Annotated in this window: 20 protein-coding genes; 7 read left to right on the top strand and 13 right to left on the bottom strand. The window is 45.3% G+C overall.

The window, feature by feature from the left end; genetic code table 11:
• Nucleotides 1–93: 93 nt before the first annotated feature.
• Together syd and R8O11_RS18590 are read left to right on the top strand one after the other, a co-directional pair.
• Nucleotides 94–639, top strand: a complete 546-nt coding sequence (gene syd / locus R8O11_RS18585; RefSeq protein WP_005381970.1) for a SecY-interacting protein — start codon at nt 94–96, stop codon at nt 637–639.
• Between the two features lie 2 nt (nt 640–641).
• Nucleotides 642–1,418 carry a Zn-ribbon-containing protein gene (locus R8O11_RS18590; RefSeq protein WP_005383605.1) on the top strand — a complete coding sequence of 259 codons (777 nt, stop codon included), beginning with the start codon at nt 642–644 and terminating at the stop codon, nt 1,416–1,418.
• Nucleotides 1,419–1,544: 126 nt separating this feature from the next.
• On the opposite strand, the gene R8O11_RS18595 is transcribed toward R8O11_RS18590, so the two are convergent.
• The 3 genes from R8O11_RS18595 to metN are packed head-to-tail and all read right to left on the bottom strand — an operon-like array spanning nt 1,545 to nt 4,088.
• A complete protein-coding gene (locus R8O11_RS18595; RefSeq protein ID WP_005381966.1) occupies nt 1,545–2,354 on the bottom strand; it encodes a MetQ/NlpA family lipoprotein in 810 nt (269 codons plus the stop codon).
• 32 nt (nt 2,355–2,386) lie between these two features.
• Nucleotides 2,387–3,064, bottom strand: a complete 678-nt coding sequence (locus tag R8O11_RS18600) for a methionine ABC transporter permease (protein ID WP_005383604.1) — start codon at nt 3,062–3,064, stop codon at nt 2,387–2,389.
• Nucleotides 3,054–4,088 (bottom strand): methionine ABC transporter ATP-binding protein MetN, encoded by a 1,035-nt coding sequence (gene metN / locus R8O11_RS18605; protein ID WP_005381962.1) that lies wholly within the window; start codon nt 4,086–4,088, stop codon nt 3,054–3,056. The genes R8O11_RS18600 and metN overlap by 11 nt, the downstream gene beginning before the upstream one ends.
• Nucleotides 4,089–4,429: 341 nt before the next feature.
• Here metN and gmhB point away from each other — a divergent pair, with 341 nt between their 5' ends.
• The 4 genes from gmhB to treC all read left to right on the top strand — a co-directional run bounded on the left by gmhB (nt 4,430) and on the right by treC (nt 9,380).
• Nucleotides 4,430–4,981 (top strand): D-glycero-beta-D-manno-heptose 1,7-bisphosphate 7-phosphatase, encoded by a 552-nt coding sequence (gene gmhB, locus R8O11_RS18610; RefSeq protein WP_005381961.1) that lies wholly within the window; start codon nt 4,430–4,432, stop codon nt 4,979–4,981.
• A 74-nt stretch (nt 4,982–5,055) separates the two neighbouring features.
• Nucleotides 5,056–6,003: a trehalose operon repressor TreR gene (gene treR / locus R8O11_RS18615; RefSeq protein ID WP_033905853.1), complete on the top strand. Its 948-nt coding sequence runs from the start codon at nt 5,056–5,058 to the stop codon at nt 6,001–6,003.
• Between the two features lie 179 nt (nt 6,004–6,182).
• Nucleotides 6,183–7,607 carry a PTS trehalose transporter subunit IIBC gene (gene treB, locus R8O11_RS18620; RefSeq protein ID WP_005381959.1) on the top strand — a complete coding sequence of 475 codons (1,425 nt, stop codon included), beginning with the start codon at nt 6,183–6,185 and terminating at the stop codon, nt 7,605–7,607.
• Nucleotides 7,608–7,694: 87 nt separating this feature from the next.
• On the top strand, nt 7,695–9,380 hold the full coding sequence (treC, locus tag R8O11_RS18625; protein WP_318194342.1) for an alpha,alpha-phosphotrehalase: 1,686 nt from the start codon (nt 7,695–7,697) through the stop codon (nt 9,378–9,380).
• Nucleotides 9,381–9,479: 99 nt separating this feature from the next.
• Here the strand turns inward: treC and R8O11_RS18630 are convergent, their stop codons facing one another.
• The 3 genes from R8O11_RS18630 to R8O11_RS18640 all read right to left on the bottom strand — a co-directional run bounded on the left by R8O11_RS18630 (nt 9,480) and on the right by R8O11_RS18640 (nt 12,724).
• Complete coding sequence (locus R8O11_RS18630; protein WP_318194343.1) at nt 9,480–10,379, bottom strand: hypothetical protein; 900 nt, start codon at nt 10,377–10,379, stop codon at nt 9,480–9,482.
• 131 nt (nt 10,380–10,510) lie between these two features.
• Nucleotides 10,511–12,031, bottom strand: coding sequence for a winged helix-turn-helix domain-containing protein (locus R8O11_RS18635; protein WP_318194344.1), 1,521 nt, complete (start codon nt 12,029–12,031; stop codon nt 10,511–10,513).
• A 90-nt stretch (nt 12,032–12,121) separates the two neighbouring features.
• A complete protein-coding gene (locus R8O11_RS18640) occupies nt 12,122–12,724 on the bottom strand; it encodes a YitT family protein (protein WP_017635671.1) in 603 nt (200 codons plus the stop codon).
• A 347-nt stretch (nt 12,725–13,071) separates the two neighbouring features.
• On the opposite strand from R8O11_RS18640, the gene glyA reads away from it, so the two are divergent.
• Nucleotides 13,072–14,322: a serine hydroxymethyltransferase gene (gene glyA / locus R8O11_RS18645; RefSeq protein WP_005381985.1), complete on the top strand. Its 1,251-nt coding sequence runs from the start codon at nt 13,072–13,074 to the stop codon at nt 14,320–14,322.
• A gap of 461 nt (nt 14,323–14,783) precedes the next feature.
• Here the strand turns inward: glyA and lipA are convergent, their stop codons facing one another.
• The 7 genes from lipA to mrdA form a co-directional block, all read right to left on the bottom strand.
• Nucleotides 14,784–15,749: a lipoyl synthase gene (gene lipA, locus R8O11_RS18650; protein ID WP_005391329.1), complete on the bottom strand. Its 966-nt coding sequence runs from the start codon at nt 15,747–15,749 to the stop codon at nt 14,784–14,786.
• Entirely contained in the window at nt 15,746–16,408 is a 663-nt protein-coding gene (gene lipB / locus R8O11_RS18655) for a lipoyl(octanoyl) transferase LipB (RefSeq protein WP_005384137.1), read from the bottom strand. Before lipB ends, lipA begins: the two co-directional genes overlap by 4 nt.
• Before the next feature lie 176 nt (nt 16,409–16,584).
• The gene (gene ybeD / locus R8O11_RS18660) at nt 16,585–16,863 is read right to left on the bottom strand and encodes a DUF493 family protein YbeD (protein ID WP_005384135.1); all 279 of its coding nucleotides are present in this window, start codon (nt 16,861–16,863) and stop codon (nt 16,585–16,587) included.
• Between the two features lie 139 nt (nt 16,864–17,002).
• Nucleotides 17,003–18,181, bottom strand: a complete 1,179-nt coding sequence (locus R8O11_RS18665; protein ID WP_005384132.1) for a serine hydrolase — start codon at nt 18,179–18,181, stop codon at nt 17,003–17,005.
• Nucleotides 18,182–18,272: 91 nt separating this feature from the next.
• Nucleotides 18,273–19,076: a septal ring lytic transglycosylase RlpA family protein gene (locus tag R8O11_RS18670; RefSeq protein WP_017635670.1), complete on the bottom strand. Its 804-nt coding sequence runs from the start codon at nt 19,074–19,076 to the stop codon at nt 18,273–18,275.
• 2 nt (nt 19,077–19,078) lie between these two features.
• A complete protein-coding gene (gene rodA / locus R8O11_RS18675; protein WP_005384128.1) occupies nt 19,079–20,200 on the bottom strand; it encodes a rod shape-determining protein RodA in 1,122 nt (373 codons plus the stop codon).
• Complete coding sequence (gene mrdA, locus R8O11_RS18680; protein ID WP_005384126.1) at nt 20,200–22,116, bottom strand: penicillin-binding protein 2; 1,917 nt, start codon at nt 22,114–22,116, stop codon at nt 20,200–20,202. Before mrdA ends, rodA begins: the two co-directional genes overlap by 1 nt.
• Between the last annotated feature and the right edge of the window lie 16 nt (nt 22,117–22,132).

The raw sequence follows: 22,132 nt of genomic DNA on the forward strand, positions 1-22,132 counted from the left end.
TCGATTAGAATGGCGAGAATTTTACTGAATCCGCTGGTCAATTGCCATCCGGCAAGTACGGCTATCTGATAAATAAGGAATGAGGAGATCTTCATGACCCAAAACGTTACTCAGGCGCTACAAGAGTTCAGCCTGCGCTACCAACAAGCTTGGCAAGCTAAGCACAATGAGTTGCCAAGCAGTGAAGAGCTTGCAGAGCTTGTTTCTCCTTGTGTCGAAGAGAAGCGTGATGGAAAGGTGCTTTGGAAAGCGGTCGCACGTGATGAAATGGCCGATTTCACCAATGTGGAAAATGCGATTGAGTTGTCACTGCAAGATGATGTTAAAGCCTTTTATGGTTCTCAATACTGCGCCGATATGGAGGCAACTTGGCAAGGTAATTCGTTGACGCTGCTGCAAGTGTGGAGCGATGACGATTTCGTGCGCCTACAAGAAAATATTCTTGGTCATTTGGTGACGCAGCGCCGCTTGAAACTTAAACCAACGGTATTTATCGCAGCGACAGATGAGGAAATGGATGTGATTTCTATTTGTAACCTAACTGGCAATGTGATTCTAGAGCGTTTGGGCACCTCTAAACGTGATGTATTGGCAGATTCATTGGTTGAGTTCTTGAATAAGTTAGAGGCTGCCGTCTAAGTATGTATGTTGTTGAGTTGCAGTTTGAGTGTTTTGATAACACCACCGTCAGCGCGGTAGACAAAGCCATTAATGGCTTGATGGATGCTCTGCGTTACAACGGCCAAGTATTAGGTCGTGAATTCCCGATAGTGATGGGAGAAGGTGAATTTTTCGTTCGTGTTGTTTGCCCAGAACAAGACAGCTTACATCCACGTTATCACTCAGATTTCGTCAAAGTGTGCATGAACCGTTTGTCGGATGCGTCTTTGCTTGCTCCGAAAATGCGTATGCTGGGGCGTGATTTGAATTCAGAACAAGCAGCCGAAGAAGAGACACCTAGCTGGCAAGTGTTGTACACGACTTATGTTCATACGTGTTCGCCTTTGCGAAGTGGTGAAACCCTGTTGCCAATTCCTTTGTATCGTAATGAGCCAACACTTAATGGAGACCATAAAGCCGTCATTAAGTGGCAGACTGAGTGGCAAGCGTGTGATGAAATCCAAATGGCAGGGGGCTGCCGAGCGGAACATGCGGCGCTGCACGAAATTTGCGATGTGGATAGTGTGCTGTTTCGCCGAGGTTGGGACTTACGTGGCCGTATCGAATACATCACGAAGATCCCTACGTACTATTACCAGTATCGTGTCGGTGGTCAGTCGCTGGAGAGCGAGAAAGCGCGCAAGTGTCCAAAATGCGATGGCGAGTGGCTACTCGATGAGCCACTACATGACATATTTCATTTTAAGTGTGATGACTGCCGAATCGTGTCGAATATCTCTTGGGATCACCTTAAGTAGCGAATTGAAGCTACTTAAATGGGTAGATAGACAAATAGAAAGGGCTGATGTTTTTACATCAGCCCTTTTAGGTTTAGAACGTTTACGTTTGGAACGTTGTTTTCGGTCATGTTTTGAAAAGTGGGATTACCAACCTTTCACAACACCACCTTTGAACAGCTCTTTTGCCGCTTCGTAAACTTCTTCCGTTTGGTAAGCTTTTACGAAGTTTTGTACGTTTTGCGCATTAACATTTTCTTCGCGAGCGACAATTAGGTTTACGTATGGTGAGTCTTTATCTTCAACGAACACGCCGTCACGCTCTGGCGATAGGTCGATAGAGCTTGCGTAAGTGGTGTTGATGATAGATAGCGTTACGTCATCCAGTGAACGCGGAAGCTGTGGGGCTTCTAGTTCAATGATTTCGATATTTTTAGGGTTGCCTACGATGTCACGTACTGTAGCGAGTAGACCAACGCCATCACGTAGCGTAATCAAACCTTGTTGCTCAAGAAGCAGTAGTGAGCGACCTAGGTTAGTTGGGTCGTTTGGTACTGCGATGCGTGCGCCATCTTGAATTTCATCAATTGATTTTACTTGCTTTGAGTAACCAGCAATAGGGTAAACGAATGAGTTACCCGCGATAGCCAGTTTGTAGCCGCGGTCTTTCACTTGTTGATCTAGGTATGGTTTGTGTTGGAACGCATTCGCGTCTACTGAACCATCATCCAGAGCGGCGTTTGGTGTTACGTAATCGGTAAATGTTACTAGCTCAACGTCTAGGTTGTATTTCTCTTTTGCTACTTTAGCGGCAACTTCGGCTACTTGTGCTTCAGCACCAGCAATAACGCCAACTTTTACTTTGTTTACGTCTACTTCTTTGTCGCCACAACCCGCTAGAGCAAGAGCAGAGGCAGCCGTTGCTACAGTCAAAAGACCTTTAAGGCTAAATTTCATCTTTATCTCCTTATAATTTGTATTTTTGATACTTATCTGTGGTCTACACGGCGCACCACTGCGTCACCGATAGACTGAATAATCTGTACTAGAACAATCAACATCACGACAGTCACGGCCATGATAGTTACATCGTAGCGGTGGAAACCGTAACGAATGGCTACGTCACCTAGGCCGCCGCCGCCTACCGTACCCGCCATAGCTGAGTAGCTAACGAGAGTGACCAAGGTAATCGTTACTGAGTTAACAATAGTCGGCATTGCTTCTGGTAGTAGAACTTTTGTGATGATCTGTGTTGGTGTCGCCCCCATTGACTGCGCTGCTTCCACCAAGCCTGTCGGTACTTCTAATAAAGCACCTTCAATAAGACGAGCGACAAAAGGAATGGCGCCAATAGTCAGTGGGACGATTGCTGCGGTTGTACCGATAAAGGTTCCAACTAGCATTTTTGTCACTGGAATAATCGCAACCATCAGTACGAGGAATGGCACAGAACGACCAATGTTAACGATAGCGCCTAAGCCGCTATTTAGTTTGGTGTTTTCAAGTAGGCCGCCTTTCTTAGTAATATGGAGGATTACGCCTAATGGAATACCCACAGCAAAGCCGACTAATCCGGCAACCGCAACCATGTAAAGCGTTTCCCACGTTGCACCTAAAAGTAGTTTGCTGTTTAAGCTCAGCCATTCAGAAATCGTATTAAAGGACATAACCAAGTACCTCTACTTTTACGTTGTGCTTACGCAGGTATTCAAGAGCTGCGTTGTCATCTTCTTCGTTACCAAATAGCTCTGCGACCATCATGCCGAATTTCACGCCACCAGCGTAATCAAGGTCGGAACTCAAAATACTCACATCAATATTGTATTTACGAGAAATTTGCGACATTAACGGTGCATCGACGGTTGCGCCAGTAAACTCTAAGCGAACCAACGGGTAGCTGCCATCAACACGCTCTGCTTGCAGACGAGCTTGGTAATCTTCAGGAATGGAAAGATCCAGCGTTGAGCGAATGAATTGGTGCGCTAGCTCTGTCTTAGGGTGCGCAAAAATATCGCCAACGGTGCCTTTTTCCACCAGCTCACCACCACCGATGATTGCTACTTCGTGACAGATACTTTTTACGACTTCCATTTCGTGAGTGATAAGTAAAATCGTGATGTTGAGTTTGCGGTTGATCTCTTTCAATAACTCAAGGATAGATTGAGTTGTTGCCGGGTCTAGCGCACTAGTGGCCTCATCACAAAGCAGCACGCTAGGATCGGATGCCAATGCACGAGCAATTGCCACACGCTGTTTTTGGCCGCCACTTAAGTTAGATGGGTAGCTCTCGTGTTTGTCGGCTAAGCCTACAAGCTTTAGCAACTCAGTTACTTTTGTTGTGATTTGCGATTTGTCTTTACCTGCCAGTTCTAGTGGCAGTGCTACATTATCAAACACAGTACGAGACGAAAGCAGGTTAAAGTGCTGGAAGATCATGCCAATGTTACGGCGTGTTTCGACTAGTTGTTTTTTGCTGAGTTTGGTTAGATCCACACCATCAACGATGATGGAACCAGAGGTCGGCGCTTCTAACATGTTTACGCAGCGAATCAGCGTACTTTTACCAGCACCTGATGAACCGATAACACCAAAGATGGTGCCTTTGTCGATGTGTAGGTTAATGTCTTTCAGGGCAAGGATTTCCTTACTGCCTTGGTAGAACACTTTATTGACGTTTTTTATTTCTATCATGTTTCAACCTGCCCAAAGATACGGGGAACTTCGCTGTCAAAAACGGCCTTTGACAGAACTTAATGTTGAGCTTTATCTCAATTTTCAGTTGATGCTATGGGTTAAGCTGAATGAAGTCAATAGATATTTTTACGTCTAGACGTCTAAATGTATGGATGTTCTGTTTCGAAACGGAGATGTATAGATAGAAAGGAGGAGGTAGACGGCAGGGCACCCTCAGATTTACCGATTCTTGCCCAACAAATCAACCGTTTTGTCGAGGCCTAGAATGAATTAGATAGTGTTGAAGTTTATAAGGTATGTAATAATCTGATTAAACCGAGTTAATAGAGAAATACGTTTTGGCAAAACCTGCTGTTTTTATCGATCGTGATGGCGTGATAAACGTTGACCACGGCTACGTTCATGACGAACATGATTTTGAGTACATTGATGGTGTATTTGAAGCGACGAAAGCGCTAAAAGATAAAGGCTACCTTCTAGTGTTAGTGACGAATCAATCGGGCATCGCACGCGGTAAATTCAGTGAAGACCGTTTCTTGTCTCTGACTCAATGGATGGATTGGAACTTTGCTGATAATGGTGTTGAGTTCGATGGTATCTATTACTGTCCACATCATCCAGAACATGGCATTGGCGAGTACAAGCAAGATTGTGAGTGCCGTAAGCCAAAACCAGGTATGTTCATTTCTGCGCGTGACTTCTTGAAGATCGACATGGAGAAATCTGTGATGATCGGCGATAAAGCTGAAGACATGATGGCAGCAGAAGCGGCAGGCGTTGGCACTAAGATTTTGGTTCGCACTGGTAAGCCAGTAACGGAACAGGGCGAAGCCATTGCAACGGTAGTATTGGATAGCATTGCAGATGTGCCTGCGTACTTAAACAAGTAATATTCATTACTGACTGAGATAAGGGAAGCCACTGCTTCCCTTTTGTTTGATTCCTTCTTTTAATCTGAACACTTATGAGCAAAAAACTCACCATTCTTGATATCGCAAAATTGGCTGGCGTGGGCAAATCGACGGTCAGCCGTGTGCTTACCAATGATCCCAAGGTAAAACCGCAAACGCGTGAGAAGGTAGAGCAAATCATTCGTGAATCAGGCTACGTCCCATCAAAGTCGGCGCAGTCGATGCGTGGTGGCAGCCAAAAAGTTATTGGGGTTATCATCTCCCGTTTAGATTCACCATCAGAAAATCGCGCCGTTGGTACCATGCTCAATGCTTTGTATTCCGCTGGTTATGATGCGGTGATCATGGAGAGCCAATTCGATCGCGATAAAACCAATGAACATTTGGATGTGCTTAAACGTCGCAACGTCGATGGGGTGATCGTGTTTGGCTTTACTGGATGTGATGAGCGAGCATTGGCGGAGTGGGGGAATCGTATCGTCGTGATCGCGATGGACACGCAAATGGTTTCCTCGATCAACTACGATAACCAAGGTGTGATAGACATGGCTTTGTCTCACCTTGAGCAGCAATCTTTATCTCGCATTGCCTATATTGGTGTTGATCCTGAAGACAAAACCACTGGCTTAGCTCGTCTAAATGCTTATAAAGCTTGGTGTCAACGCAAACAAATTACACCTTGTTTCCAAACGGGTAAGTTGAGCCATGAAAGTGCTTATCAGTTGGTAGACAAAGTCCTTCAATCTGACACTCAGGCCATCGTGTGCGCCAGTGACACCATCGCGTTGGGCGTGATTAAGCGTCTTCAAGAGTTAGGCCGTGAAGATGTGGTTGTGACAGGTGTTGGAGGTAATGAATTGCTCTCTTTCCTTTTCCCTAAAGTATTTAGTGTCGACCCAGGTTATACCCTTGCAGGTGAGAAGTCCGCTAACATGCTGATCAATCAATTAAATGGCGATGAGGAAGTGGTTCACTTTACTCAACAGCCTATCGTTTATTGACCCACACTAAAACGATCTGCTCTAAAATTATACTGTGATCACTCTCAATTAATGGGACTGTTCCCATTTTGTTTTTTGTCTTCGAATGGCAATATTAAAATTAAGAAATGGGAATGTTCCCATTTATAAAAACAAAATAATGATGAATCGAATGTATCCAATACAGGGTGGACAAAGTTATGAGTAAGATTGCGCGTAAAGACGTGGAGCGTCTTATTGAGCTGGTCGGGGGGCCGGACAATATTGCCAGTGTAAGTCACTGTTTAACTCGCTTGCGTTTTGTTCTAAATGATACGGACAAAGCAGATACGAAACAGTTAGAAGCATTACCGATGGTGAAGGGCTGTTTTACCAACGCAGGCCAGTTCCAAGTGGTTATCGGTACTGAAGTGGATGAAGTTTACAAGGTACTGATCGGACTGACGGGTAAAAGTGAAGCCAGCAAAGACGAAGCGAAGAACGCTGCTCGTCAAAACATGAATATCGTTGAGCGTGGTATTTCCCACCTTGCAGAAATCTTTGTACCACTGCTACCTGCGATCATTACCGGTGGTCTGATTCTTGGCTTCCGTAATGTGATTGGCGACATCAAGATGTTTGATGGTCAAACGCTAACGGAAATCAGCCAGTTTTGGGCAACGGTACACTCTTTCTTATGGCTGATTGGTGAGGCGATCTTCTTCTTCCTACCGGTTGGCGTGTGTTGGTCGACAGTGAAAAAGCTCGGCGGTACTCCGATTCTGGGTATCACGCTTGGTGTAACATTGGTTTCGCCACAGTTAATGAACGCCTACCTAATTGGTAAGCAAGTGCCTGAAGTATGGGACTTTGGCTTATTTGCCATCGAGAAAGTGGGCTACCAAGCGCAAGTGATTCCGGCAATGCTCGCTGGTATGGCACTGGCGTTTATTGAAACCAACTTAAAACGCATCATTCCGTCTTACCTTTACCTAGTGGTTGTGCCGTTTGTCTCTATCATCGTGTCTGTGATTCTTGCGCACTCTATCATTGGCCCATTCGGTCGTATGTTGGGTGATGGTGTTGCTTTCGCAGCAAAAGCAGCCATGACAGGTGACTTCGCAATGATTGGCTCAACCATCTTCGGCTTCCTATACGCGCCATTGGTCATTACTGGTATTCACCACACCACCAACGCGGTAGACCTTCAACTGATGCAAGAGCTAGGCGGCACGCCAATTTGGCCTCTGATTGCGCTTTCAAATATTGCTCAAGCGTCTGCGGTCGTCGGCATCATTATCATCAGTAAAAAACATGGCGAGCGTGATATCTCGGTGCCTGCGGCTATCTCTGCTTACCTTGGTGTGACCGAGCCGGCGATGTACGGTATCAACTTGAAATACAAGTTCCCAATGCTGAGCGCGATGATCGGTAGTGCGTGTGCTGCTGCTATTTGTGGTAGTGCGGGCGTAATGGCGAACGGTATCGGTGTGGGCGGTTTGCCGGGCATCTTGTCTATCCAACCGCAGTTCTGGGGCATTTTTGCTTTGGCTATGTTAGTCGCAATGCTAGTACCTGCTGCATTAACGTTAATTCTTTATAAGCGTGCACAAGCCAAAGGTGAGCTTGAGCCTGCAAACGCGTAATTCTATTTGAGGCAGTGACTTGGCTGCCTCCTCCTATTTTTCTTTTCAAATTTTAAGTTTCCGATTACTGGTAAGTGAGTGTTAGAAATGGCTATGACCAAGCATGATGAGAGCTGGTGGAAAACCGCAACCATCTATCAAATTTACCCAAAAAGCTTTTGTGACAGTGGCAGTAAAGGCACGGGCGACATCAAAGGGATCATTTCTAAGCTGGATTATCTTAAGCATCTTGGTGTGGATGCGATTTGGCTGACGCCGGTTTACCAATCGCCAATGATCGACAACGGTTATGACATCTCCGATTACTACTCGATCAACCCTGAGTTCGGCACTATGGAAGATTTCGATACTTTGCTAGCAGAAGCGCATCAGTTGGGTATTCGTATCATCATGGACATTGTAGTGAACCACACGTCGACAGAACACAAGTGGTTCCAATCCGCACTGGGTGATAAAAACAGCCCATACCGTGATTACTACATCTGGAAAGATCCGGTAGATGGTGCTGAACCAAACAACTGGCAATCAAAGTTTGGTGGCAACGCTTGGGCGCTGGATGAAAAAACAGGCCAGTACTATTTGCACCTTTTTGCTAAAGAGCAAGCGGACTTAAACTGGGAAAACCCAGTAGTGCGTGAAGAAGTGAAAGAAGTCATCAGCTTCTGGGCAGGCAAAGGTGTCGATGGTTTCCGTCTCGACGTTATCAACCTGATTTCCAAGCAGCAAGATTTTCCAAGTGACGATATTGGTGATGGTCGTCGTTTCTACACGGATGGTCCACGTGTGCACGAATACCTTCAAGAGATTAGCGAATCTGTGTTTCAAAAATACGGCAGCGTGACGGTGGGTGAAATGTCTTCCACCACACTAGAGCACTGCCAGCAATATTCTTCGCTAGACGGCAAAGAGCTATCCATGGTGTTCAACTTCCATCATCTGAAAGTCGATTATCCAAATGGTGAAAAATGGACCAAAGCGCCGTTTGATTTCATTCAGTTAAAACAGATCTTCAATCATTGGCAAACGGGCTTAAATGGCAAAGGGTGGGGGGCGCTGTTCTGGTGTAACCACGACCAGCCACGCGTTGTGAGCCGATTAGGTAACGACGAGCAATACCGTGTTGAATCTGCCAAGATGCTTGCGGCATCAGCGCACATGATGCAAGGCACACCTTATGTTTACCAGGGGGAAGAGATCGGCATGACCAACCCGGGTTATACCGAAATCAGCCAATATCGTGATGTTGAAAGTACTAACATGTACGACATCATGGTCAACCGTGATGGTGTATCTCATGACGATATGATGGCGATCTTGGCACAGAAGTCGCGTGATAATTCACGTACACCAATGCAATGGAACAGTGCAAAACACGCGGGCTTTACTGAGGGAACGCCGTGGCTTGAAGTGGCGCAGAATTACTCTGAAATCAATGCTGAAGCTGCGGTTGCCGATTTGAACTCGGTGTTCTACTTTTACAAGCGTCTGATTGAACTGCGTAAACAGGTTCCAGTCATCACCGATGGCCGTTATGAAGATTTACTGCCAGAGCACAAACGTATTTTCGCTTACGCTCGTCAGAACGATAAGCAAACGCTGCTGTGTATCAATAACTACTATGCTGAAGAGGTGGAATGCGTTCTGCCAGAACGTTTTGATATGAGTAAAGCGAAAAACTTGCTATCTAACTATCAAAACTCAGCGAGCGCAGTCGCGTCAAACCATCAAGTGTTACGACCTTACGAAACTCGTATTTTATTGATAGAAGAATAAACTCGGGTGTCATCACCCCTAAGATTGATGTTCGAGATGAAGGCTTTGGTGTGCTCCCCAAAGCCTTCTTTTATTGAGATATCTATAAAAAATGCAAGCTTATTTTGTTTCAATCGCTGTTAGCTGCACTTTCTCTTCGTTGATTTGTACTTGTTGTACTTTCAGCAGTTCAATTTGTTCTATCAGACCTAAGCTCGGATTAAACCAACGTTCTGCCGAAGTGGCGAACTCCATTGAGTCCATATCATCACAGTTTAGGTTGTAGATGTTCTCTTCCATCAGGTATGCCGCTTCAATTTTCTTGCCTGAGATCGAGAACGCTTTACGCACGCCAGTTTCTCGGATTTGCTGTTGCCAAACCACTTGGCAAGATGCTGTCATAGGAAGGTTTTGTACCCACTCATGCTCTTCAAAACGGTCTAGTAGGTTGTGAACTGAGTAGCCTGTAAGAGTGGTTTGCAGAGACATAGTTTCTTCACCGATGTCAATATTCGGGCTTTTCTCTTTTACGTCGTCACCGTTTAGGCGGAAAATCGGACCGCTGTGCATAAGCATGGCAATAAACTGATGACCAATGAAATAAGCGTCAGTGATTTCATGGAGTGCACCATCTGATCCTGCAAAGTAAAGCGTATTGCTCTCTTCGTCGTCGTTGTACTGCTCGTCTGAATAGTAGAACTGTTCGGCGCCGTAGTTCATCAAGTCATTAACCAACTGGACCATTGCCTCGCTGTTTGGGATTTGTGCCAATGCTGCCAATATTTGCTCGCTATCCATCGCTTGGAAGCTCAGTTTCATGTCGCCCTCTGGTTGGCCATCCAAGCTAAATGCGTAGTTTAGCTGTGTGCTTGGCGTGGGAGCGAAGATTGAGTTGTGAATCGAGACGTCGAAACTTTCTTGAGGCACTTTGTTTGGATTCGCACTGCCAGAAGACGAACCTCCGCCACAGCCGTAAAGAGCCAGAGTTGCTGCCGCGATAAGCGTCATTTTGTTTAGCATGGTTTACATTCCTGATTGATAAGGCCGCTTCATGTTGGGCCGTTGCTTGAATGCGAGCATGCTAAGTTCAGCGAGAGAAAAAGGGCAAAAAACAAAAGCTAACAGGGGTTAACGAAAGCTTAATTTTATATTTAGGTCTTTGTTTTATTGGTGGTTATTTCGTTGGCCACATTAGTGCAATACTCGTTAATGAGCGCTTTCCATCGGCTTATGATTTCTTGATCGGTCACACTAACATGCAACGTTTTCCACGGTTGGAGGCAAGTCTCTTTTGATTCAGATTGAGAAAGACGCTCAAACAAGGTTTCGGAAGGTAAAACGCGCAGCAGCGCCACCAGTGATTCCATGTAGTTGAGACGGAACTGTTCAAGTTTGTTCTGCTTGTAAGCAATGTGAGACACAAAGGTATAAATCAGTGCGTTTTGGATACGTGAGTCGCCATCTGGTGTCGTTAACAGGGCTTTTGCCCTGTCTAAGTTACCTAATTTGAAATGCAATAGACCTAACCAGAGGCTCAGCTCATCTGGCAAAACATCAAACGACGATTGTACTTGAGTTAAATATGCTTCCAGCTTTTGATGTTCGTGCTCGTATAAGGCGAGATGTCTTGCCGTTGTTATAGCCGCAAACTCATCAGATTGTCTGAGAGGTTGGCTAGAAAAGGCATTCTCGAATAACATTTTTTTGTGAATATTCGAAAGCTGCCACGAACTTGCCGAAGGTGCAGGCAGATTGAAGTATTGCGCGACATCCGAGTGCATTTGGAAAATATCCGATTGTAAGGCAGATAAACGCAGTGTGTACTCATTGCGAAACGCCAGCTTGCCCGTCGCAGGATAAATAAGGTTCATCTGCGCTTTCAAGATGCCCTGTTTTGTGCCGTCTTTTAACTCGATATTGAGCTCGTAGTCGCTGGTCTGCATGTTTCGTGCGCCAGGGAAATATGGCGTATGACCGATAGGATCAAGAAAGTAACTGGGAGCATCTTGGTTGGCGATGTCGGTGTATGGATATTCGACCTGTTGTTGCAGCAAGATGGCTTTGACCAGTATGCGGTATTTTCGCGCCTGGGAGCCGATTGAATCGACACGGTTGAGTAGTAGCTCGACTTTGGGAATCAGTAGTTGATGACGTGTTTGTTGTGTTGAGATTTCTTGGCGTTGCCATAACAAGCTTGCGAGTGTCATGCTACATACCGCAAGTATGGCACATAAGCTGTAAGCAAAAATCAGCTTGAAGTTCTTATTACTCGCCACCTGGGTTGGGATAACGCGTCGATGGTTTTTCGCTGGTGGCACTAAACGAATATTGGCAGGGTTAAGAAAGTAGCCTTTGCGGGGGTAAGTGACTAAAAGCTTAGCGGCATCGTATTCGGGTAAGTACTGCTGTAGCAGTGCACGTAAGGTGCTAATGCGGTTCGTGAGCACATTCTTAGAGATGAACTTGCTCTGCCAAATGGTTTCAATAATGGTGTCAGCAGAGAGTGGGTGGCCAACGCTTGTTAACAGCAGTTCTAATAATTCAATGGTGCGAGGTTCAAGATCAATCGCGATAGCATCTTGATGAAGGGTCTGTGTCTTCGGGTAATAGATCAGCTCTCCAATCGCAATACAACTGTGAGTCTGTTTAGCTTGTTGCAGAAAGTCGCGCATACCGTACCGATCTATTTGGAAATCGCGAAGTATTATATAGCGATTGGAGCGCGAAATCTTATAAATCGCGCTTCAATCATTATCAAAAATTTATGAACCGTAGGTCACGGAATAGCGGTGCGGTTTGTGGTTCATCGCTAACACGAGATTGAGTGCAAACGCCCCCAAAATTGAAAGGCCAATCACTTCTGGTGTGACAAAGAAGAATGAAGCAAACAGGATACATGCATCGATTGCCATTTGGCTTTTGCCAACTGAAATGCCAAATTTGTCTTGGATAAACAAACACAGCACGTTAAAGCCACCCAAGCTGGAGCGATGTCGGAATAGGATCAGCATACCGAGCCCCATTAAAAGTCCGCCTGCGACGGCGCAATAAACTTCATTTACCGATTCGAGCGAGATTAGCAAATAAAGATGATCGGCAAAGATAGAAACCAACGCGCCAGAAATGGCACTATTAATGGCGAAATGACGGCCAAAGCGTTTCCATGCTAGTAAGTAAAAAGGACTGTTTGCTAAAAAGTACAGCACACCAAAGGTAAAAGGTGTAAATTGGCTAATAAGCAGAGCCAATCCAGTCGTGCCTCCCGTTAGAAGGTTCGCGGATTGGAGAAAGAAAACGCCTTGAGCTACTAAAAAGGTACCCGTGAGAATCGCTATCCAGTCTTCTTTTAATGAGTGTTTTTCCATCAATGTTGCAGTCATTAGTGATAAATAAGGCGTGCATAGTAGTAAAAAGATGATCTTTTCGGTAGCTAGAGGGTAAAATTTACGGTAAACCTATGTAATTGCTGTTTTACAGGGTGTAAAGCACAAATTTGACAGGCAATAGATTGTCGTTATGCGATTGCAATGCTGGCATGATAAACATTGCTTGTCATCATGAAAAAACTGCATGAGAAAAATTGTAAATTTCTCTTTATGACCTAAATCAAATTATGTAGAATGCGCGCCATTAGGGTGACGAAAACGTTTGCTTCGGGTCATTCAACAGTTTTTTTGCAACTTTCAGTACTAATCTGAGTCAGGAGATACAGATGCTTAAGCGTGATATGAACATCGCAGATTACGATGCGGAACTGTTCGCAGCTATCCAGGAAGAAACTCTTCGCCAGGAAGAACACATTGAACTTATCGCTTCTGAAAACTACACAAGCCCACGTGTAATGGAAGCGCAAGGTTCTCAGCTAACGAACAAATACGCTGAAGGCTACCCAGGTAAGCGTTACTACGGCGGTTGTGAGTACGTAGATAAAGCTGAAGCACTAGCAATTGAGCGTGCATGCCAACTATTTGGTTGTGAGTACGCTAACGTACAGCCTCACTCAGGTTCTCAAGCAAACAGCGCAGTTTACATGGCGCTTCTTAACCCTGGCGATACAGTTTTAGGCATGAGCCTAGCGCACGGTGGTCACCTAACTCACGGTTCACCAGTAAACTTCTCGGGTAAGCACTACAACGTTATCCCTTACGGTATCGATGAAGCTGGTCAAATCAACTACGACGAGATGGAACAGCTAGCACTTGAACACAAACCTAAGATGATCATCGGTGGTTTCTCTGCTTACTCGCAAATCGTTGATTGGAAACGCATGCGTGAAATCGCTGACAAAGCAGGTGCTTACTTATTTGTTGATATGGCGCACGTAGCTGGTCTTATCGCTGCCGGTGAATACCCAACACCAGTACCGCATGCTCACGTGGTAACAACAACGACGCACAAAACACTAGCAGGTCCTCGCGGTGGTCTTATCTTGTCAAATGCTGGCGAAGATATGTACAAGAAATTGAACTCAGCAGTGTTCCCTGGTGGTCAAGGTGGCCCTCTAATGCACGTTATCGCTGGTAAAGCAGTAGCGTTCAAAGAAGCGATGGAGCCAGAGTTCAAAGCTTATCAAGCTCGCGTAGTGAAAAACGCAAAAGCAATGGTTGGTCAGTTCCAAGAGCGTGGCTACAAAATCGTATCTAACGGTACAGAAAACCACTTGTTCCTTGTTGACCTAATCGACAAAGATATCACTGGTAAAGACGCAGACGCGGCACTAGGTGCAGCAAATATCACTGTAAACAAGAACTCAGTACCAAATGACCCACGCAGCCCATTCGTAACGTCTGGTATCCGTGTAGGTACGCCAGCGATCACTCGCCGTGGCTTCACTGAAGAAGATGCAAAAGAGCTAGCAAACTGGATGTGTGACGTTCTAGATAACATCGGCAACGAAGAAGTTATCGAAGCGACAAAACAGAAAGTGCTAGAAATTTGTAAGCGTCTACCAGTTTACGCCTAACTGCTTTTCATAGAGTGAGTCGATTTCGGTGTCGAACATACTCATTTGCTCGCGCAAACTCCGTGTGTTCTTCTAGAACTCGACTCATCTATTTTGAACATTGATATACTAAAGGCCCTCATTTGAGGGCCTTTTTGTTTGTCTGGCGTTTGGAATGAGATATAGCGAGAGTGTGTGATAAGGGGATGGCTACCAACACTGTCCCTTTTCAATATATCCAAACCACGTCATTCCGACGAGCCTAGGCGAGATCAGGAATCTTGTTGAGGCACACTCTTTTACTCAGAGTTTCCCTAAAAATCATCAGTATTCTGAAAACAGATTCTGAATCACGCTCGTTCCTCGCTGTTCAGAATGACGGTGGTAGAATGGCTTTTTATCATCATTTGCCAGATACAAAAAAGGTTGGCACTGAGCCAACCTTTTCTCTTCAAAACAAACTTTTCAAAACAAGCGAGAGCTTATTTAATCTCGATACCTTGAGCTTGCATATCGGCATGGTAAGAAGAGCGAACAAATGGACCACACGCTGCATGCGTGAAGCCAAGTTCTAGTGCAACTTCTTTTAGCTCGTCAAACTCTGATGGTGGAACGTAACGTTCTACTGGCAAGTGGTGACGGCTTGGCGCTAGGTACTGGCCTAGAGTCAGCATCGTTACGCCGTGTGCGCGTAGATCTTTCAGTACTTCGATGATTTCTTCTTTGGTTTCACCAAGACCCATCATCAAACCAGACTTGGTCGGTACATCGGGATGCTGCTCTTTGAACTTCTTAAGAAGCTCAAGTGACCATTTATAGTTCGCACCTGGGCGAGCTTTACGGTAAAGACGTGGCGCTGTTTCTAAGTTGTGGTTGAAGACATCTGGCGGATTGTCTTTCATTAGATCAAGCGCTACATCCATGCGACCACGGAAGTCAGGAACCAGTGTTTCAATCTTAATATGCGGGTTTAACGCACGGATCTCGCGGTTACAATCGGCAAAGTGTTGTGCACCGCCGTCACGCAGATCGTCACGGTCAACAGAAGTGATTACTACGTATTTCAGCTTCATATCGGCAATGGTTTTCGCCAGTTTTTGAGGCTCTTCTGCTTCCGGTGGTAATGGGCGGCCATGAGCAACGTCACAGAAAGGACAACGACGAGTACAAATAGCACCTAAGATCATGAAGGTTGCTGTACCGTGGTTAAAACATTCCGCTAGGTTCGGGCAAGATGCTTCTTCACATACGGAGTGAAGTTTATTCTTACGCATCGCCGCTTTGATGTCTTGAATTCGTTGGCTGTCGGCTGGTAGCTTGATCTTCATCCAATCAGGCTTACGTAGCACTTCTTTCTGCTCTGTAGGCATGTTCTTTACGGGAATCAATGCCATTTTATCGGCGTCACGATATTTAACGCCTTTTTCCATCTGGATTGGTTTGCTCATGCTTTATTACCTTGAGAAGGTGCTTCTGTGCTGAATTCTACTTGCTCATAATCGAGCAAAGTAACGAGTTCTTCTATTAATTGTTTTTCTACGGCTTCTACATTGTCTGGGCCGCCAAATTGGCTGACCTGAACCATTTCCATACCTTCATAACCACAAGGGTTAATACGCAGAAACGGTGTTAAATCCATATTTACGTTCAAGGCTAAACCATGAAACGAGCATCCTTTACGAATGCGTAAACCGAGAGAGCATATTTTCTTACCGGCAACGTAGACACCTGGTGCGTCAGGTCGCGCGGCTGAGTCAATATTGTATGCTTTTAGCGTGTTGATCACGAGGTTCTCGATTGTGGTAACGAGATCTCGTACACCTAATTTTTTACGGCGTAGGTTGATCAAGAAGTAGGCGACCAACTGACCAGGGCCATGATACGTAACCTGGCCTCCGCGATCACTTTGTACAACAGGAATATCGCCAGTGTTAATCAAGTGCTCAGCTTTACCTGCCTGTCCTTGCGTAAATACTGGGTTATGTTCTACCAACCAGACTTCATCACGGGTTTCTTCTGTGCGTTGGTCGGTGAACTCATGCATCGCCTTCCATACAGGCTCATAGTCTTGGCGGCCAAGTCGTTTTACAACAAGTTGGTGTTGCATGGGAATTCCTGTTGCTAATATATAAAGTTTTTGGATTATAAACCGGATAACCCTGATGCTCTACCGCTGCGTAACAGATTTTTAACTGAAAGCGATGTAAAGCCTCGTTATCTCTTTGATAAATAAAAAGAAAGCAGCCAAGGCTGCTTTCAAAAAAAATTTAATATATCAAAAAATTATAGAACCATGCGTACGATGTCAATTTCACCTAACTCTTTGTACAGTGTCTCAACCTGCTCGATAGAGGTTGCAGTAATGTTGATTGACACAGAGTGGTAGTTGCCCTTAGCACTTGGTTTAACGGTCGGGCTGTAGTCACCTGGAGCATGGCGCTGAATAACTTCAAGAACAAGCTCTGGAAGTTCAGGCTTTGCATGACCCATTACCTTGTAAGTAAATGAACAAGGGAACTCAAGCAGGTCTTTTAATTTTGCATCAGAGTTGATGGTTAGCATATCGATAACTCCAGTAGATATTCGTTGCGGTGCGAAATAGTACAGTCAAATTAGGGGGAACTCAAGACGAGGAGCTCAAACTTAAAAAGCCGCCCATTCAGGCGGCTTTGCGAATAAGTTTGCTACTCTAACGTTCTTTTTAGAAGAAGCTCTTGAATAACAATACGATGTAATCCCACATGCGGCTAAATAGACTACCTTGCTCTACGGTTTCTAGTGCCATTAGTGGGTACTCGGCAATATCTTCACCATCGATCTGATAGTATAGCTTACCAACTACATCACCTTTATTAATTGGGGCTTCTAGCTCTTTTTCAAGGACGAAGCTTGCTTTTAGGTTTTTCGCTTCACCACGCGGTAGTGTTACGTAAGTATCTTGGTCAAGACCCAGTGCTACGGTATCTTTGTTACCCATCCACACTTTTTCTTCTACGAACGTTTCACCTGCTTTGTGCGGTGCCACTGTTTCGAAGAAACGGAAGCCGTAGCTTAGCAGCTTTTTGCTTTCTGACTTGCGAGCATTGGCATCTTTAGTACCCATAACGACCGCAACCAAGCGCATTTGACCTTCAGTTGCTGAACTTACTAGGCTGTAACCCGCATTACTTGTGTGACCCGTTTTGATGCCGTCAACGTTCATGCTCTTATCCCAAAGTAGACCGTTACGGTTGTATTGGGTGATGCCGTTGTAAGTAAATTTCTTCTCTGAGTACACTCGGTACTCATTTGGTACGTCACGGATAAGTGCTTTACCTAGCAGTGCCATGTCGTATGGTGTTGAGTACAATTCTGCGTTATCTAAGCCATGAACGTTGGCAAAGTGCGAGTTAGTCATACCCAATGTGTTGGCCCAAGCGTTCATTAGGTCAACAAATGCATCTTCTGAACCTGCAATATGTTCTGCCATCGCAACACAGGCATCGTTACCTGACTGGACGATGATACCTCGGTTCAGGTCACGTACTTTAACTGTTGTGCCTACTTCAATGAACATCTTTGATGAATCAGGGAAGTTTTTCGCCCACGCATTTTTACTGATGGTGACATCATCATCTTCTGAGATATTACCACGGGCTAGCTCTTGGCCGATTACATAGCTGGTCATCATCTTAGTCAGACTAGCTGGAGACAATTTTGTGTTCATCTCTTTCTCTGCCAGTACTTTACCTGAATGGTAATCCATCAGCACGTAGCCCTTCGCCGCGATTTGAGGGGCATCTGGAACAACGATAGGTGATGCAAGAGCAGATTGAGCGAAAGTTGCAGAAAGGGCAACCGAAGAAACGAGAATAGATTTCACAAACTTATTTTTATTCATGGTAATTCAAATTTTTGGGTTAACTGCAGACATCTTATCAGAATCCCTAGTTATGTAAGAGGGGGATCAAAGAGAAATTCATGACACGAGGTCATTTGGCAGTGTTGTGTTTTTTAATAAATGCAGACGAATAGCCGAGCAACTTTACTTTATCTAATGTGGCTTGCGTCAGGGAATAGTCAGTAAATGGCCCTAACAACAAGCGATAAGACTCTTTCGCACTCTCTAGGAAAGTTTCTGTATCCAATTTTTGACCAAGCTCGGTACCTAAAGTTCGCGCGCGTTCTTCATTTTTTGATGATGCCACTTGAATAACGTACCTAGGGTGCGCTTCTAATGACTTTTTGTCCGTGGGCTGATTGATACTGATCACTTCAATTTCCACGTTCGCGGTGCCTGTTTTTATGACATCTAACTTGTGCGCGGCGGCATAGCTTAAATCAATGATACGGCCATCGTGAAAAGGACCTCGGTCATTAACTCGTACTATGGTGGTTTTTCCGTTGTCAGTATTGGTAACTTTTACGTAACTTGGTAACGGTAGCGTTTTATGCGCTGCCGTCATTGAATACATGTCATAGATTTCGCCATTAGAAGTCAAATGACCTTGGAATTTTTTCCCATACCAAGATGCGCGGCCTTTTTCTTTAAAGCCTTTCGCATTGCGAACTATTTTGTAGTCTTTGCCACGCAAGTGGTAATCTTTGTTCCCACCTAGGCTGTACGGTTCATATTTAGGATGCGCATCCTCGATGTGTTCGACTGAAAGCGGTGTATCCGGTGCAACATCGGATTCGAGTTCGTAACGGCCTTCTTGTTCTTTTTGGCTAGTTGATGAACAGCCTGCCAAAATAAGAGCAGAGAAAACCAAGGAATATAAAGCGCGTTTTTGCATGTCTAGGTCGCCTTAGAGAATGCTTTTCGGTGCGTATGAATCGACATCAGAATACCAAAACCAGCCATCAAGGTTACCATTGATGTGCCGCCATAACTGATGAGTGGCAACGGTACACCTACTACAGGTAGGATGCCACTTACCATGCCAATATTTACAAAAATATACACGAAGAAGCTGAGTACAATACTGCCTGCCATCATTCGTCCAAATGCGGTTTGCGCTTGGCTGGCGAGATATAAACCTCGTCCAATAATAAATAGATAGATGGCTAAAAGGCAAAGGAAGCCAATCATACCCCATTCTTCAGCAATTACTGCAAAGATAAAGTCAGTGTGTCGTTCAGGAAGAAATTCTAGTTGTGACTGCGTACCTTGCAACCAACCTTTGCCGGAAATACCGCCGGAGCCAATCGCAATTTTACTCTGAATAATGTGGTAGCCCGCTCCTAGCGGATCAGATTCCGGGTTAAATAGAGTACGAACTCGCACTTTTTGATACTCTCGCATCAAGAAAAACCACAGAATTGGAATGAAACCACCTAATGCAATCGCAGCACCAGCAATTATTTTCCAGCTAATGCCGGCGAGGAAGATAACAAAAATACCGGAAGCCGCGATCAGGATCGAGGTACCTAAGTCAGGCTGTTTTGCAATGAGAATGGTTGGTAAGCAGACCATAATCAGTGCAACAATGAGTGTTCTTAGCGTTGGTGGGAGGGGCTGTCTACCAACATAGCGAGCCACCATTAATGGCACCGCGAGCTTCAATAGCTCTGACGGTTGAAAGCGCACAAAACCGAGGTTAAGCCAACGCTGCGCGCCTTTCGATGCTTCACCGAAAAACAGCACGCCGAAAAGCAGTATAACGCCACCAACGAACATCAAAGGTGCCAAGCTTTCGTAAGTTCGTGGAGAAAGCTGCGCAAGGACGAGCATCACAACGAGTGAAAGCACCATTCGCATGGCTTGGCGATCCATCATCAGTAAACTTTGGCCACTGGCGCTGTACATGATCACCAGGCCAAACCCCATCAGGGCCAGTATGCCAAGTAGGAGTGGTAAGTCGATATGGAAGCGTTCAAACAGGGCGCGATTTTTACCTGTAGAGGGATCCATCTTCATTACTGTTTTACCTCTTTCTTCGCATTGTTTTCAGGCTCAATTTCTTCTGGACCAAGAACGACTCGGTCAAAAATTTTCCTTACTACTGGGGCACCGTTACTAGAACCACCACCGGCATTTTCTAGTACTACAGTGACGACCACTTTAGGATCATCAAATGGTGCAAAGCCAGTAAATAACGCATGGTCACGTAAGTGCTCGGCGATCTCATCGGCGTTGTACTCTTCGTTTTCACCCAGACCGAAGACCTGTGCAGTACCTGATTTACCCGCTGTTTCATAATTCATTTTGTAGAATGAGCGTCGAGCTGTTCCGCGCGTGCCATGGTTTACCCGACGCATGCCTTCTTTCGCCATATCCCAGTACTTTTTAGGCACATTCTTGATTGGTGGGTAAGTCACGTATTCTGTTGTTTGCTGCTCTTCGAAGTCGTTACCATTTTCTATCGTCGCTTTGAGCAAGTGAGGTGCGATCACTTCTCCCTCGTTTACTAATACGGAGGTTGCTTTGGCGATTTGCATTGGTGTTGCTGTCCAATATCCTTGGCCGATACCCACAGGGATCGTATCACCTTTATACCATGGGGTTTTATGGCGAGACATTTTCCAGTCACGAGTCGGCATATTCGCCTTACTTTCTTCGTAGATATCAATGCCAGTGTAATCACCAAAACCGAACATCATCATCCAATTCGAAATACGGTCAATACCCATGTCATAAGCGATTTGATAGTAGAAGGTATCAACAGACTCTTCGATCGACTTAATGATATCGACGCGTCCGTGTCCCCAACGCAACCAGTCCCGGAACGGACGTGTGTTAGAGTTTGGTATGCGCCAATAACCAGGATCATTTCGTGTGGTGTTAGGTGTGACGACACCTTCTTGCAGCGCGGCTACCGCCATAAATGGTTTGATGGTAGAGGCAGGAGGGTAAATGCCAAGTGTAGTGCGGTTGACCAAAGGACGGTTTTTATCGTTCAAAAGGGCGCGATAGTCTTTACCTGAGATTCCGTGCACGAACGAGTTAGGATCGTAGCTAGGGCTCGAAACCATAGCCAGTACACCATTGTCTCTAGGATCGATTACTACAGCACTGCCTCGGCGGCCGTCCAATAATTGGTGTACGTACAACTGCAAGTTGATATCAAGGTTTAAAACGATGTCTTTTCCGGGTACAGGTGGAACGTACTTTAAGGTACGAATTACTCGGCCGCGGCTGTTTACCTCGACTTCTTGATATCCGGCTGTACCGTGTAAGAGGTCTTCGTAGTATTTTTCAATACCCAGCTTACCAATGTCGCGAGTGGCTTGATAGTTTGCGTCTTTTTCTTCTCGGATCAGGCGTTGCATGTCGCGATCATTAATTCGAGAAACATACCCAATCACGTGGGTTAAGACTTCGCTGAAAGGGTAGTAGCGCTTTAAGGTCGCACTTATTTCCACACCTGGAAAGCGGTACTGATTGACGGAGAATACCGCTACTTGTTTTTCGTTCAGTTGGGTAAGCAGTGGGACCGATTTAAATCGACGAGTCCGTTTACGCTCGTGGTGGAAGCGTTCAATCTGGTCTGGTGTAATTTCCAGAATAGTTTGTAATTCTTGGATGGTTGCATCAATGTCTTTAATTTTTTCTGGGGTCAGTTCTAAGTTAAAGACGGGACGGTTCTCTGCCAGTAAAACGCCATTTCGGTCATAAATTAGACCTCGGTTAGGCGCGATAGGCACTACTTTGATGCGGTTATCGTTCGAGCGGGTTTGATAGTCTTGAAACTGGTTCACCTGAATGTTGTACATGTTGGCAACCAGAGCTCCCATCAAGACAACAATGCCGATAAAAGCGACAATAGCGCGGCTGGCAAACAGACGCGCTTCGGCTTGATAATCTCGGATTTGACTGCGGCGTTTACGAATCATTAACGCTTGGCTCTAA

Source organism: Vibrio sp. 1288, from assembly GCF_033344475.1.